Below are 14,324 nucleotides of genomic sequence, written 5' to 3' on the forward strand. Positions count from 1 at the left end.
GAACGGCCTCGTCCTCAAACGCCGGACGGGCTGAACGGACAAACAGACCGGCCTCCCGGGATACCCGGGAGGCCGGAGGTCACTGCTCGCTTCGGGGTGGTCGTCAGTGGTTGACGGCCAGGTTGTCGAAGGCCGGGTTCAGCACGCCGACGACGTTCACGGTGTTGCCCGAGACGTTGGCCGGGATGTGGACCGGGGCCTGGACGAGGTTGCCCGAGGCGACGCCCGGGGAGCCCACGGCCTTGCCGTCGGCGTGCGCGCCATCGGTGGCGGAGGCCATTCCGGCACCGGCGGCCAGGAGGCCACCCGCCACCATCGTCACGGCCACTGCCTTCTTCAGGTTCTTCACTTCTAAGCCCTCCTTGCGATTGCCGCGGCAGTCGCCGCAGCACGCACTGGAGAACGGCGGAGATCCACGAAGGATGCGCCATCCGGGGGACATTCCCACGACGGTATGAATCTCAGTCCGGAGCGGAACCCTCCGTATTGCCGTCCGTCACGTCCTGCGGAGAGCGTTTCAGCCGGTCATGCCATGGCGTACGGCCCACAGGGCAGCCTGTGTGCGGTCCGCCAGGTCGAGCTTCATCAAGATGTTCGAGACGTGCGTCTTGACGGTCTTCTCCGAGAGCACCAGGGCTCTGGCTATCTCGCGGTTCGAGCGGCCGTCCGCGATCAGGCCGAGCACCTCGCGTTCCCGCTCCGTCAGGGAGCCGGCTCTCCCCTGCCCGGAGTTGGCCTCCTCCTGGGACAACAGGGCGCCGGCGACCTCGGGCTGGAGCAGGATGTGGCCGGCGTGCACCGAGCGGATGGCGCCGGCGAGTGCGTCGGGGTCCACGTCCTTGTAGACGTACCCGGCGGCGCCCGCGCGCAGGGCCGGGATCACCGTGCGCTGTTCGGTGAAGCTGGTGACGATCAGCACGCGCGCGGAGTTGTCGAGTTCGCGCAGCTTGCGCAGGGCGTCGACGCCGTCCATACCCGGCATCTTGACGTCCATGAGGACCACGTCCGGCTTCAGTTCCTCCGCGCGGGCCACCCCCTCGGCGCCGTCGGCGGCCTCCCCCACGACCTCGATGTCGTCCTGCACTTCGAGGAAGGTGCGCAGGCCCCGGCGGACGACCTGGTGGTCGTCGACGAGCAGCACCTTGATTGCGTCACCCACCGGGGACCTCCATCTCGATCGTGGTGCCCTTGCCGGGCGCCGATTCCACGGTCAGCGTGCCGCCGACGCCGCTCGTCCGGTCCCGCATGGAGACCAGGCCGAGGTGGCGTCCGGCCCGGCGTATCGCCTTGGGGTCGAAGCCGCTGCCGTTGTCCGTGACCCGTAGGACCGCTCCGCTGCCGCGCCGGTCCAGTGTCACGTCGACGTGCTCGGCTCCGGAGTGCCGCAGGGCGTTGTGCAGGGCCTCCTGGGCGACGCGCAGCACGGCCTCCTCCTGGGCGGCCGGCAGGGCCTTCACGCCATGGCCGGCGAAGGTGACTCGTGCGGAGTGGGCGCGGTCGAGGACCTGGATCTGGGTGCGCAGGGTGGCGACGAGACCGTCCTCGTCGAGGGCGGCCGGGCGCAACTCCACGACCGCGGCGCGCAGTTCGTCGGCGGCCTCGGCGGCGAGCGCTGCCACCTGGTGCAACTCGCCCTTGGCGCGGGACGGGTCGCGGTCGATCAGGGCGGCGGCGGCCTGGGCCGTCAGGCGCAGGGAGAACAGCTTCTGGCTGACCGCGTCGTGCAGTTCGTGGGCGAGGCGCGAGCGCTCCTCGGCGATCGTCAGCTCGCGGCTGCGTTCGTAGAGGCGGGCGTTGGTGAGGGCGATCGCGGCGTGCTGGGCGAGGATGGAGAGGAGGTCCTCGTCCTCTGCCGTGAAGCCGCAGCTTCCCTCCGGTTTGGGACAGTTCTTGTTTGCCAGGAACAGGGCCCCGATGACCTCTTCGCCGTCGCGGATCGGCAGGCCCAGGAAGTCGGACATGTCGGGGTGCGCGGACGGCCAGCCCTCGAAGCGGGGGTCCTTGCGGACGTCGGCGAGGCGCTCGACCTCGGCCTCCTGGAGCATCGCGGCGAGGATGCCGTGCTGGCGTGGGAGGGGCCCGATGGCCTTCCACTGCTCGTCGCTGACGCCGTCGACCACGAACTGGGCGAAGCCGCCGTGGTCGTCGGGGACGCCGAGCGCGGCGTACTGCGCGTCGAGCAGCTCGCGGGCCGAGGCGACGATCGTCTTGAGGACGTCGCGCACCTCGAGGTGCCTGCTCATGGCCAGGAGCGCGGCGCTCACCGCGGCGAGGCCGGACCTGGGGCCTTGACTCATGCCCTCACGGTACCGGCGGGGTGTGACAGCCGGATCGGACCTGTGGCGGCGGCCGGCTGCGGCGCGGGACCTAGGTCCGCGGTCGCAGGCTCGGCGGCGTAGGGCGAGAGGCGTCCGACGCCCGGCGTAGGCCGAAAGGCCCCGGTGCGCGGCTTAGGACGAAGGGCCCCGCGGTCTTGCTGCCCGCGTCCGAGGCGGGGCGGGCCGTCCCGTTCCTACGTTGGGGGCACCGCCGAGCGAAGGCGGCCAGGGACGAGGGGACGGTTGTCATGCCGGTAGCGATCATCACGGGGGCCTCGAAGGGACTGGGGCGGGCGCTGGCCGAGGCGCTGGCCGCGCGGGGCTGGGACCTGGTGCTCGACGCCAGGACGGCGGAGGTCCTCCAGGAAACGGCGGCCTGGCTCGACGCGCACGGCACGCGCGTGACGGCCGTGCCGGGGGACGTCACGGACGCCGGGCACCGGTCCGCGCTGGTGGCGGCCGCCCGGCAGCTGGGCGGCGTCGATCTGCTGGTCAGCAATGCCAGCGCGCTGGGCGCCGAGCCGCTCGTACGGCTGCACGAGCTGCCGCTGGAGGGGCTGCGGCGGGCGCTGGAGGTGAACGTGGTCGCCGGGCTGGCCCTCGTCCAGGAGGCGCTGCCGCTGCTGCGGGCGTCCGGGACGGGCACGGTGATCACGGTCAGCTCGGACGCGGCCGCCGAGGCGTACGAGACGTGGGGCGGATACGGGGCGTCGAAGGCCGCCCTGGACCATCTCGCGGCGGTGCTCGGCGAGGAGGAGCCGGGGCTGCGGGTCTGGGCGGTCGACCCCGGGGACATGGCCACGGACCTGTACGCGGCGGCCGTACCGGACGACGAGGATCCGCGGCCGGCGCCGGCCAGTGTGGTGCCGGCCTTCCTGCGGTTGCTGGAGGGGCGGCGATGACGCTCGCGGTGCGCGTGCCGGAGGAGCTGTCGGCGCGGATTCCCGCCGAGCAGCGTGCGCCGGGGCTGGACAGGGATGCCGTACGGCTGCTGGTGTCGCGGGGCACCGAGGTGTCGCACCACGGGTTCGGCGAGCTGCCGCGGCTGCTGCGGGCCGGGGATCTGCTGGTGGTCAACACGTCGGAGACGCTGGCCGCCGCCGTGGACGGGAAGATCGGGCACGCGCGCGTGGTGGTGCACTTCTCCACGCGTGGGGACGACGGGCGGTGGGCGGTCGAGCTGCGGGATCCCGACGGGCGGGGCACTACGCGCGCGCGTGCGGGTGCGCCGGGGACGAGGGTGCGGTTGCCCGGGGGTGCGCGGTTGCGGTTGGAGGAGCCGCTGAGTCCGGGGAGCGGGCGGCTGTGGTGGGCACGGGTGTCCCCCGCCGAGGCCGCCGAACTGTCTGGGTTGATGCGGGAGCACGGGCGGCCGATTCGTTACTCCTATACGGAGCGGGACCAGCCGCTGTCCGTGTACCAGACGGTGTTCGCGCTGCCGTCGGCCGACGGGTCGGGCAGCGCGGAGATGCCGAGTGCGGCGCGGCCGTTCACGGTGCGGATGGTGACGGAGCTGGTCAGCCGGGGGGTGCGGTTCGCGCCGATCGTGTTGCACACCGGGGTGGCCTCGGCGGAGGCGCATGAGCCGCCGTATCCGGAGCGGTTCGCGGTGCCGGAGGCCTCGGCGCGGCTGATCAACGCGGTCAGGGCCGGGGACGGCCGGGTCCTCGCCGTCGGGACGACGGCCGTGCGGGCCGTGGAGTCGGCGGTGGGTGCCGACGGGGTCGTACGCGCGCGTGAGGGGTGGACGGATCTCGTCGTCACGCCGGAGCGCGGGGTGCGGGTGGTGGACGGGCTGCTGACCGGGCTGCACGAGCCGGAGGCCTCGCATCTGCTGATGCTGGAGGCGGTCGCGGGGCGGGCTGCGGTCGACCGCGGCTATGAGGAGGCGCTGCGCGGGCTCTATCGGTGGCACGAGTTCGGCGACGTGCACCTCATCCTCCCGGCAGAGGACCCTCACTCAGAGCATTGCGTCAGCAACTGCCGGTGAGACTGTCACGCGGCCGATGTGAGCCCGCGCATAGGGTGCAGGTCACGTACGAAAGTCCGTAGTAGGTAGTGACGTCCCTTTTGAGCGGGGCAGACGGTCCTGTCTGTCCCGATTTGCCCTTCATGGGTCCACTACCGGGGATCGTACGTCACACCTTTGCCACACAATTTTGCGGCCGCTAAGAATTGCTCTCGTCGCTCAGCGCCGCGGGTTTTCCCCGCGGCGTTTGTGCAGGAAGCACCCGTGTCCCCCGGCGGACAGCGAGCGACCTCCGCGCTATTCGAAGAGGTCCCACTGCCATGCTCAAGAACACCAAGAACCGTCTCAGTCGTACGCTGACCAATCGGCACAAGATCGCGATCGCCGGTGTCGGCACGCTCGGTGCCGCCGCTCTGGCTCTGTCCGCCGTCCCCGGCAACGCCCAGACGACCACGGCCGAAGCCCCCACGGGCAAGGTGGCGTACAGCAACGAGCAGATCAAGGACGTCAAGGGCAACGTCACCGACCAGCTCGCTTCCGCCAGCGTGAAGGCCGAGGAGATCGCGGCCAAGAAGGTCCAGGAGGCCGCGGCCAAGAAGAAGGCGGCCGCCGACGCCGCCGCCAAGAAGAAGGCCGCGGACGCCGCCGCGAAGAAGAAGGCCGCGGACGCCGCCGCGAAGAGGAAGGCCGCCGCCGAGGCCGCGAAGAAGAAGGCCGAGGCGGAGCGCAAGGCGAAGGAGGCCGCGAGCCGGTCCGCCAACCGCGTCCAGGTCCAGCGGGTCGCCGCCAAGAGCTACACCAACAACCTCGACGGCTGGATCCGCGAGGCCCTGGACATCATGAAGAAGCACAAGATCCCGGGCACCTACGACGGCCTCCACCGCAACATCATGCGGGAGTCCTCGGGTAACCCGAACGCGATCAACAACTGGGACATCAACGCCCAGAACGGCGTTCCGTCGATCGGCCTGCTGCAGGTCATCAAGCCGACCTTCGACGCGTACCACGTCCCGGGCACCGCCTGGAGCCAGTACGACCCGGTCGCCAACCTCACCGCCGCCGCCAACTACGCGGCCGACCGGTACGGCTCGATCGACAACGTCGACAGCGCGTACTGAGCGAGGTAGGCGCGGGCCTCTGATCCGTACGCCGAAGGGCGGCACCCTCCTGACGGGGTGCCGCCCTTCGGGCGTCGTACGACAGGCGACTACTTGCGCATGACCTCGGGCTCGTGGCGGCGCAGGAAGCGGGCCACGAGGAAGCCGCAGATCACTCCGAGCACGATCAGCGCGATCATGTCGAGGCTGTAGGCGCCGACCGCGTGGTCCCACAGCGGGTCGGTGTCGCCCTTCTCCTTGGGCGGGCTGATGTTGTTGAAGTCCAGCGTGGCGCCCGCGGCGGCGACCGCCCAGCGCGAGGGCATCAGGTACGAGAACTCGTTGACGCCGATGTTGCCGTGCAGGGCGAACAGGCAGCCGGTGAACACGACCTGGACGATCGCGAACATCACCAGCAGCGGCATGGTCTTCTCGGCGGTCTTCACCAGCGAGGAGATGACCAGGCCGAACATCATGGACGTGAAGCCGAGCCCCATGATCGGGACGGAGAGTTCGAGCATCACGGCGAACTTGCCCTCGCCGAAGATCAGCGCCTCGTCCGGGATCGTCCGGCGGGAGAACCCGATCGCGCCGACCATCGCGCCCTGGAAAACGGTGACCGCCCCGAGGACGATCACCTTGGACATCAGGTACGCCGAGCGGGACAGGCCGGTGGCGCGCTCCCGCTCGTAGATCACCCGTTCCTTGATCAGCTCTCGGACGGAGTTGGCGGCACCCGCGAAGCACGCCCCGACCGCGAGGATCAGCAGCACCGTGGTGGCGGTGCCGTTCGGTACAGGCATGCCGGTCGCCTTGTTCACCCCCCGCACCAGCAGGTCCTTGTCCGGGTCGATGACCAGGCTCACCGCGCCGAGGACGGCCGGCAGGATCACCGTCAGGGCCAGGAAGCCCTTGTCGGAGGCGATCACCGACACATAGCGGCGGATCAGGGTGCCCAGCTGCGACATCCAGCCCTGCGGCTTCGGCGGCTTCATCGCCTGCATCGGCGGCATCTGTACGGACTGCGGGGCGATCGCGTCGATGTCCGCGGCGTACATCTGGTAGTGCTGAGAGCCCTTCCAGCGTCCCGCCCAGTCGTAGTCGCGGTAGTTCTCGAAGGCGGAGAAGACATCGGCCCAGGTGTCGTAGCCGAAGAAGTTCAGTGCCTCCTCCGGCGGGCCGAAGTACGCGACCGCGCCGCCCGGCGCCATCACCAGGAGCTTGTCGCAGATCGCGAGCTCGGCCACGGAGTGGGTGACGACGAGGACCGTACGGCCGTCGTCGGCGAGGCCGCGCAGGAGCTGCATGACGTCGCGGTCCATGCCCGGGTCGAGGCCGGAGGTGGGCTCGTCGAGGAAGATCAGCGACGGCTTGGTGAGGAGCTCCAGGGCCACCGAGACGCGCTTGCGCTGGCCGCCGGAGAGGGAGGTGACCTTCTTCTCCTTGTGGATGTCCAGCTTCAGCTCGCGCAGCACCTCGTCGATACGGGCCTCGCGCTCCCTGCCCGTGGTGTCGGCGGGGAAGCGGAGCTTGGCCGCGTACTTGAGGGCCTTCTTGACGGTCAGCTCCTTGTGCAGGATGTCGTCCTGCGGGACCAGACCGATGCGCTGGCGGAGCTCGGCGAACTGCTTGTACAGGTTCCGGTTGTCGTAGAGGACGTCGCCCTGGTTGGCGGGCCGGTAGCCGGTGAGCGCCTTGAGCAGGGTCGACTTGCCGGAACCGGACGGTCCGATGACCGCGATGAGCGACTTCTCCGGGACGCCGAAGGAGACGTCCTTGAGGATCTGCTTGCCGCCGTCGACCGTGACGGTCAGGTGACGGGCGGAGAAGGTGACCTCACCGGTGTCGACGAACTCCTCGAGGCGGTCGCCGACGATCCGGAACGTGGAGTGACCGACACCGACGATGTCCGCGGGGCCCAGCAGCTGCGAGCCGCCCTTGGCGATCGGCTGGCCGTTGACGTAGGTGCCGTTGTGGGAGCCGAGGTCGCGGATCTCCATGCGGCCGTCGGGCGTCGAGTGGAACTCGGCGTGGTGCCGGGAGACCTGGAGGTCGGAGACGACCAGCTCGTTCTCCAGGGCACGGCCGATGCGCATGACACGGCCGACGGCGAACTGGTGGAACGTGGTAGGGCTGCGGTCGCCGTAGACCGGCGGCGCCCCCGCGCCGACACCGGGGCCCTGCTGCTGCGGGATGTGCGCGGCGGCCTGCTGCGGCTGCTGCCAGCCGGCCTGCGGGGCCTGCTGCGGCTGGGCCTGCTGCGGCGGCGCCTGCTGAGCGGGAGCCTGCGGGGCCCAGCCGGGGTTCGCGCCCTGCGCGGCATACGGCTGCTGCTGCGGCTGGGCCTGCGGCGAGGCGACGGCGGCCGCGGCGCCGGAGACGTTCAGGCGCGGTCCGTCGGTCGCGTTGCCCAGGTACACGGCCGCCCCGGGGCCGATCTCCAGGTGATGGATCCGCTGGCCCTGCACGAACGTGCCGTTGGTGCTGCCGTGGTCCTCGATGACCCAACTACGGCCGCTCCAGCTGATCGTGGCGTGCCGCCAGGACACCCTGGCGTCGTCGAGCACGATGTCACCCTGCGGATCGCGTCCGAGGGTGTAGGGCCTGGACGTGTCGAGCGTCCAGGTCCGTCCATTCAATTCCAGTACGAGTTCCGGCACTCCATGCCCCACTGAGTAGTCCCCCGAGTTACCCCCAACACAGGGAGTCTAGGGATGTCGAACATCGTCGGGAACTATTTCAGGCTCCGCCCCCTGACCGAAAGTCGGGCCTTGTGAGGAGCACGCGTACGCGCTTCGACTGGTTCCGTTGACGGGGTTGAAATCAGTCCGGAGAGTGGTAATCCACGCGAGGGGGACATGCGCGGCGAACCGTCGCCGCGCCGCGGATCGGGGGGTCTGCCATGAGCGTGTCCACGAACAACGAGACCGCGAAGCACGGCACGCGGCTGCCGTGGGGGGACATCCTGCTGTCCGCGATCGCCTGCGTGAGCTGGGCGTTGATCGGGATGGCGGGCACGGCGGCCCTCGGGCTGCATCTGCTGGAGGCGGACACCAGCAGCTCGCTCGGCCCGATGACCGCGGCGGTGGTGGCCCTTGGGGCGGGTGGTTCTGTCACACCGTCCGGGGATGTGTCCGCTTTCGGACTGACGGGCGCGGAGGCGGCGACCGCCATCGAGATCACGCCACTGGGGGTGAGCCTGGTCGGCGCGGCGCTGCTGTCGTGGTTCTTCTCACGGTCCTTGCGGGGCGCGGGAGTTGTGATCGCGCCGTCCGAACTCCTCGCGCGCGGGGGCGCGGTGGTCGCGCTGTTCGTGGCGATGCTGGGGGGACTGGCCTGGGCGGGGCACGACGTCATCACGATCGACGGGAGCTCGCTGGGGCTCGACGACCTGCCGGGAGGCGGTGGAGGCGGTGGGGGTGGCGGGGGCGGTCTCGAGATCCCCGGAGTGGGTGACATCGGGGATATCGGAGACATCGGCGGGCTGCTGCCCGACCAGATCGGCGACCTCATCGATGCCAGGGCGGCGGTCGGTTTCACGGTCGACACGGCGCCGACGCTGCTCGGCGGCCTGTGCTGGTCCGCCGGCATCCTGCTGATCGCCCTGCTTGCCTCGCGCCGCACCCCGCTGCCGGCCGGCTGGGAAGCCGTCCACCGCGTAGTACGGCCCGCCGCGTCCGCCCTCGTCACGGTGCTGCTGGTGGCGGTCGCGGCCGGCCTCGCGGCGGCGGCCTGCGCGGCGATCGGCGACGCCCACCCCAAGCGGATCGCGGGCGCCGCCCTCCTCGGCGCCCCGAACGGCGTGTGGCTCGGCATCCCGATCGGCCTCTTCGTACCGTTCGACGGCAAGGCGACAGGCGTGCTGGTGGGCCTGCTGCCGGACCCCCTGGACGACCTGCTGAACAGCGGCGCCGACCAGTCCGTGACGCTGAGCAGGCTGGCGGAGCTGGACGGGCGGGTGTGGCTGCTGGGGGTCGCGACGGCGCTGGTGATGCTGCTGGCGGGAGTGCTGACGGCGGTGCGGACGCCGGTGGGAGGCTCGGGTGGTTCCGGGGGCGTACGGGATCCGGGTGCCCTCCGTTTCGCCGGGCGGTGTGCGCTGCGGCTCGGGGTCGCCACGGCGTTGACGCTGCCGTTGCTCGTATGGCTGACGGAGCTGTCCGTGGACGCCTCGCTGTCGGTGCTGGGCTTCGACGCGTTCGGCGCGGGGGTGCGGCTGAGGGGGAACCTCGGTATGGCGCTGGTTCTCGGGGCGGCATGGGGTGCGGGGGCGGGTGCCGTGGGGGCGCTGCTGGCCCGCGCTACCGGGGCCGCGGGGCAGCGGGCGGCGGCGTTGGCTTCGGGGGCGGCGGTCGGTGTGGGTGCGGCGGGGGCTGGGGGTGCGGCGAGGGCTGGGGGTGCGGCGGAGGGTGCGCGACCTGCGGGCTCTGCGACCGAGAGCGCCGGGACATCGACGTACGCCGACCGGTCCGGGCCGTACACGCCCGGCACTCCGTACCGGCCGCCGAACCCGGCGACGAACCCCTACCTGCGCGTGCCGGAGCGGCTGCGCGACCCGGAGGACGCGCGGCCACCCGGCGCGGCCCCGCCGCCCGGGGATGCGCGGCCGCCCGGGGATGCGCGGCCGCCCGAGAACGCTCCGGCGCGCGATGCGGCGTGGGGGCGCGACGATGCACAGCCGCCGCATGACCGCCGGCCCAGCGACCCGCAGGCCGCCGAGCCGCCGCCGCGCGCCGACGGTGACGACATATACGGCGCCCCCACGGTCATCCGGCCGATCGGGCCGCCGCCGAGGTCGCCCCGGCCTCCTCGGCGGCGCGGGGACCGGCCGTCATCCGGAGCGGACGACGGGCCACCGCCCCCTCCTCCACCGCCCGCTCCTCCACCGCCTCCGCCCCCTCCCCCGCCACCGGGAAGGCCGAAGGGGCGCCCCTGATCCACAGGGGCCAGAAGTGCAGCCGTGGCCGGAACGTAAGGCTCGCGCCACCCGACCGACACCCAGTGTTCCGTGTCCGCCAGACGGACCTCAGGGGCGGCAGGCACTGGGTGCCGGATACGGTGGAAGCACCATGAGCGCTTCGCAGACCTCCGACATCCCCACCCTTCTCGTCAAGATCTTCGGGAAGGACAGGCCGGGCATCACGGCCGGCCTCTTCGACACGCTGGCCGCCTACTCCGTCGACGTGGTCGACATCGAGCAGGTCGTCACCCGTGGCAGGATCACGCTGTGCGCTCTCGTGACGCAGCCTCCGGCCGGTGTGGAGGGGGATCTCCGGGCGACCGTCCACAGCTGGGCCGAGTCGATGAAGATGCAGGCGGAGATCATCTCCGGCCTCGGCGACAACCGGCCGCGCGGCCTCGGTCGCTCCCTGGTGACCGTGCTCGGGCACCCCCTCACGGCCGAGGCGACGGCCGCGATCGCCGCGAAGATCACGAAGTCGGGCGGCAACATCGACCGTATCTTCCGGCTCGCCAAGTACCCGGTGACGGCGGTGGAGTTCGCCGTGTCCGGTGTGGAGACCGAGCCGCTGCGCACCGCCCTGGTGACCGACGCGGCGGCACTGGGTGTCGACATCGCGGTCGTCGCGGCCGGACTGCACCGGCGCGCCCAGCGCCTGGTCGTCATGGACGTGGACTCGACCCTCATCCAGGACGAGGTCATCGAGCTCTTCGCGGCGCACGCCGGCTGTGAGGACAAGGTGGCCGAGGTGACGGCGGCCGCGATGCGCGGGGAGCTGGACTTCGAGCAGTCGCTGCACGCGCGCGTGGCGCTGCTGGAGGGGCTGGACGCCTCGGTGGTGGAGAAGGTGCGCAGCGAGGTGCGGCTGACGCCGGGCGCGCGCACACTGATCCGTACGCTGAAGCGCCTCGGTTACCAAGTGGGGGTCGTCTCGGGTGGGTTCACGCAGGTCACCGATGATCTGCAGGAGCGGCTCGGGCTCGACTTCGCCCAGGCGAACACGTTGGAGATCGTCGACGGGAAGCTGACGGGCCGGGTCACCGGCGAGGTCGTGGACCGGGCGGGCAAGGCTCGGCTGTTGCGCCGGTTCGCCGCGGAGGCGGGGGTGCCGCTGTCCCAGACGGTGGCGATCGGTGACGGCGCCAACGACCTGGACATGCTGAACGCGGCGGGCCTGGGTGTCGCCTTCAACGCCAAGCCGGTGGTCCGGCAGGCGGCGCACACGGCGGTGAACGTGCCGTTCCTGGACACCGTCCTGTATCTGCTGGGCGTCACCCGCGAAGAGGTCGAGACGGCGGACAGCCACGACGAGGCCTGACGACCGACAGCGTCTGAAGCCCTACGTACAGCAGCCCTACGTACACCGGGGCCCGGCACCGCGTGGTGCCGGGCCCCTGTGGTGTGGGTCGGTCACTCGGAGGGGGCCCAGTAGTCGAGCAGCGTGGCCACGCCGGGCTCCAGGGTCTTCCAGCTGCCGCTGAAGGAGAGGACGGCGAAGGCGGCGGCCGGGAATCCGCGGCGGCTCATCCGCTCGCGTGCGTCGCTCTCGGCCGAGCCGGAGAGGATCTCGGCGAGGCCCTGCACGCCCGGGTTGTGGCCGATCAGCAGGACGTTCTGCGCGTCGTCGGGTGTTTCGTTGAGCAGGGCGATCAGCTCGCCGGGCGAGGACTCGTAGACCCGCTCCTCGTAGATGGTTTTCGGCCGGTGCGGGAACTCGTGGACGGCGAGCTTCCAGGTCTCCCTGGTCCGGGTCGCGGTCGAGCACAGGGCCAGATCGAAGGGGACGTCGGTGTCGGCCAGCCTGCGTCCGGCCTCTGCCGCGTCCTTTCGGCCCCGGTCGGCGAGCGGCCGCTCGTGGTCGTTCACCTGTGGCCAGTCGGCTTTCGCATGCCGGAAGAGGACAATCCTGCGGGGTTCTGCGACGCTCATGAGATCCAGCTTCGCACGAAACACGCCACGGGGCGCAGGGAGTTGACGGGCGGCTTCCGCCAGTGCTCAGCGTGTGATCAGCTGCTGTATGCGGTCGAAGAGCTGCGTGATCGATGGCTCGGCGGTCGCGGCGTGCGCGTCGGACGGGTTGAGTATGAGCAGCAGCAGTGTGATGAAGGCGAGCGTCGGCAGGGTCAGGGCCCACCAGGGCAGCCGGATGTCGGCACGGCCCGTGGACGCCGGGTGGGGCGGGGTGTGCATGCGGGCCGACATGTCGCCTCCGTGGGTCTTCGCGTGTCCGTGTCCGCCTCTCGCGGTCACACTTCGAAGTTACGGACTCCTCGGCCCTCAACCCATCCGGTGATCCACCCAGTTGACCCTGACACTCGCCCCCTAGGGGATGGTGGTGCTAGCCCCACCATCGGCATGACGATCCGTGTCGGGGAGCTGCGGCCGTCCCGCTTCAGGGAGTGGCAACCGTCCCGCCTCCGGGAGTGGCGATCGTCCCGTCCCAGGGAGCGGCGATGGTTCCGCGTCAGGGAGCGGCGATCGTCGCCACGACGGCGATGATCACGAAGATGGCGAAGAAGGCCCCGAAGACGAGCAGCATCTTCTTCTGGCCGTTCTGGGGGTTCGGGTCGAGCACTGGCATACGGCAAGTCTCGCACCCGCCGTCCGCAGCGGCTCCGCCGGGGTGACCCTCAGCGGGCCGCCTCCTCCTCGACCGTACGGTTGCGTCCCGCCAGGACGCCTACCGCCATCTGCGGGATCATCAGGCCGGCCATGAGCACGATCGGCAGCCCCCAGCCGCCGCTGTGCTGGTAGAGCACGCCCACCAGGAGCGGGCCGGGGATGGAGATCAGATAGCCGGTGCTCTGCGCGAAGCCCGACAGCTGGGCCACGCCCACGCTGGTTCTGGCCCGCATGCCGACCATGGTGAGGGCCAGCGGGAACGAGCAGTTGGAGACGCCGAGCAGCAGGGCCCAGGCCCAGGCGCCCGCGACCGGTGCGAGGTACAGCCCGGCGTACCCGAGGAGGCCGCAGGCGCCCAGGGCGAGCACGATCGGCCCCTGGTGGGGCAGCCTGGTGGCGAGGCGCGGGATGACGAAGGCCAGTGGCACGCCCATCACCATCGTGAGGGCGAGCAGCAGCCCCGCCGTGCCGGCGGGCACGCCCGCGTCCCGGAAGATCTGCGCCATCCAGCCCATCGTGATGTAAGCGCCGGTGGCCTGGAGCCCGAAGTAGACGGCGAGGGCCCAGGCGGTGCGGCTCCGGGTGACCCGCAGCCGGGGTGCCTCCACACGCGCGTGGCTCTCCCGCGCGGTGGCGCCGGGCGCCGCTCCCCGGTCCCGTACGAAAGGGATCCACGGCAGTACGGCCAAAGCGGCGAGGGCCGCCCACACCGCGAGGCCGGTCTGCCAACTGCCGCCCAGCACCTCGGTCATGGGCACGGTCACCGCCGCCGCGGACGCGGTGCCGAGGGCGAGGGCCATCGAGTACAGGCCGGTCATGGAGCCGACCCGGTCCGGGAACCAGCGCTTGACGATGACCGGCATCAGGACGTTGCTGACGGCGATGCCCATGAGGGCGAGCGCGCTGGCGGCCAGGAAGCCGGCCGTGCTGCCGACGTACGGGCGCAGGAGCAGGCCGGCGGTGATGGCGGCCATGCCGGCGCAGACCACCGCGCCGGGGCCGAAGCGGCGGGCGAGCCGGGGGGCCATGACGCCGAAGACGGCGAAGCAGAGCGGGGGCACGGAGGTGAGCAGCCCGGCCACGCTGCCGCTCATGCCGAGCCCGTCGCGGACCTCTTCGAGGAGGGCGCCGAGGCTGGTGATGGCGGGGCGGAGGTTGAGCGCGGTCAGCACGATGCCGAGCACCAGCAGCCGTATCGTCCACGCGCGCGTGGCGGGCTCGGGAGTGGTGCGCGCTTCGGGGGTGCGTATGCGCATGGACGTCACCGTCCGGGTCGTTTCCTCGCTTGCCATGAGGCCCATCATAGAATCATGGGATGATTGGTTGTCCACCTCCGGGCCACCCCGTGCCCGTCCTCC

At 71.3% G+C, this 14,324-nt stretch carries 13 protein-coding genes; 5 read left to right on the forward strand and 8 right to left on the reverse strand.

The features are described 5' to 3' along the window. Nucleotides 1-103: 103 nt before the first annotated feature. The 3 genes from chpE to ABIE67_RS11435 all read right to left on the reverse strand — a co-directional run bounded on the left by chpE (nt 104) and on the right by ABIE67_RS11435 (nt 2,297). Entirely contained in the window at nt 104-349 is a 246-nt protein-coding gene (gene chpE, locus ABIE67_RS11425; RefSeq protein WP_370256324.1) for a chaplin ChpE, read from the reverse strand. Between the two features lie 168 nt (nt 350-517). Then, nucleotides 518-1,159, reverse strand: coding sequence for a response regulator (locus tag ABIE67_RS11430; RefSeq protein ID WP_370256325.1), 642 nt, complete (start codon nt 1,157-1,159; stop codon nt 518-520). Beyond that, entirely contained in the window at nt 1,152-2,297 is a 1,146-nt protein-coding gene (locus tag ABIE67_RS11435) for a GAF domain-containing sensor histidine kinase (protein ID WP_370256326.1), read from the reverse strand. The genes ABIE67_RS11430 and ABIE67_RS11435 overlap by 8 nt, the downstream gene beginning before the upstream one ends. A 269-nt stretch (nt 2,298-2,566) precedes the next feature. On the opposite strand from ABIE67_RS11435, the gene ABIE67_RS11440 reads away from it, so the two are divergent. From ABIE67_RS11440 to ABIE67_RS11450, 3 genes are all read left to right on the forward strand, one after another. Then, nucleotides 2,567-3,220, forward strand: a complete 654-nt coding sequence (locus ABIE67_RS11440) for an SDR family NAD(P)-dependent oxidoreductase (protein WP_370256328.1) — start codon at nt 2,567-2,569, stop codon at nt 3,218-3,220. Continuing rightward, on the forward strand, nt 3,217-4,308 hold the full coding sequence (locus ABIE67_RS11445; protein ID WP_370256330.1) for an S-adenosylmethionine:tRNA ribosyltransferase-isomerase: 1,092 nt from the start codon (nt 3,217-3,219) through the stop codon (nt 4,306-4,308). The genes ABIE67_RS11440 and ABIE67_RS11445 overlap by 4 nt, the downstream gene beginning before the upstream one ends. Nucleotides 4,309-4,607: 299 nt before the next feature. Then, nucleotides 4,608-5,405 (forward strand): transglycosylase SLT domain-containing protein, encoded by a 798-nt coding sequence (locus ABIE67_RS11450; RefSeq protein ID WP_370256331.1) that lies wholly within the window; start codon nt 4,608-4,610, stop codon nt 5,403-5,405. 89 nt (nt 5,406-5,494) lie between these two features. Here ABIE67_RS11450 and ABIE67_RS11455 read toward each other — a convergent pair whose 3' ends face one another. After that, nucleotides 5,495-8,044, reverse strand: a complete 2,550-nt coding sequence (locus ABIE67_RS11455; RefSeq protein ID WP_370256332.1) for an FHA domain-containing protein — start codon at nt 8,042-8,044, stop codon at nt 5,495-5,497. 242 nt (nt 8,045-8,286) lie between these two features. Here ABIE67_RS11455 and ABIE67_RS11460 point away from each other — a divergent pair, with 242 nt between their 5' ends. Together ABIE67_RS11460 and serB are read left to right on the forward strand one after the other, a co-directional pair. Beyond that, nucleotides 8,287-10,320 (forward strand): streptophobe family protein, encoded by a 2,034-nt coding sequence (locus tag ABIE67_RS11460; protein WP_370256333.1) that lies wholly within the window; start codon nt 8,287-8,289, stop codon nt 10,318-10,320. A gap of 133 nt (nt 10,321-10,453) precedes the next feature. Next, complete coding sequence (gene serB / locus ABIE67_RS11465; protein WP_370256334.1) at nt 10,454-11,662, forward strand: phosphoserine phosphatase SerB; 1,209 nt, start codon at nt 10,454-10,456, stop codon at nt 11,660-11,662. A gap of 92 nt (nt 11,663-11,754) precedes the next feature. On the opposite strand, the gene ABIE67_RS11470 is transcribed toward serB, so the two are convergent. The 4 genes from ABIE67_RS11470 to ABIE67_RS11485 form a co-directional block, all read right to left on the reverse strand. Beyond that, the gene (locus ABIE67_RS11470) at nt 11,755-12,273 is read right to left on the reverse strand and encodes a histidine phosphatase family protein (RefSeq protein ID WP_370256335.1); all 519 of its coding nucleotides are present in this window, start codon (nt 12,271-12,273) and stop codon (nt 11,755-11,757) included. A 66-nt stretch (nt 12,274-12,339) separates the two neighbouring features. Then, on the reverse strand, nt 12,340-12,546 hold the full coding sequence (locus tag ABIE67_RS11475) for a hypothetical protein (RefSeq protein ID WP_370256336.1): 207 nt from the start codon (nt 12,544-12,546) through the stop codon (nt 12,340-12,342). A gap of 262 nt (nt 12,547-12,808) precedes the next feature. After that, nucleotides 12,809-12,925, reverse strand: a complete 117-nt coding sequence (locus tag ABIE67_RS11480; protein WP_370256337.1) for an SGM_5486 family transporter-associated protein — start codon at nt 12,923-12,925, stop codon at nt 12,809-12,811. A 49-nt stretch (nt 12,926-12,974) separates the two neighbouring features. Next, nucleotides 12,975-14,270 (reverse strand): CynX/NimT family MFS transporter, encoded by a 1,296-nt coding sequence (locus tag ABIE67_RS11485; protein WP_370256338.1) that lies wholly within the window; start codon nt 14,268-14,270, stop codon nt 12,975-12,977. Between the last annotated feature and the right edge of the window lie 54 nt (nt 14,271-14,324).

Origin of the sequence: Streptomyces sp. V4I8 (assembly GCF_041261225.1) — a bacterium.
GTDB lineage: Bacteria > Actinomycetota > Actinomycetes > Streptomycetales > Streptomycetaceae > Streptomyces.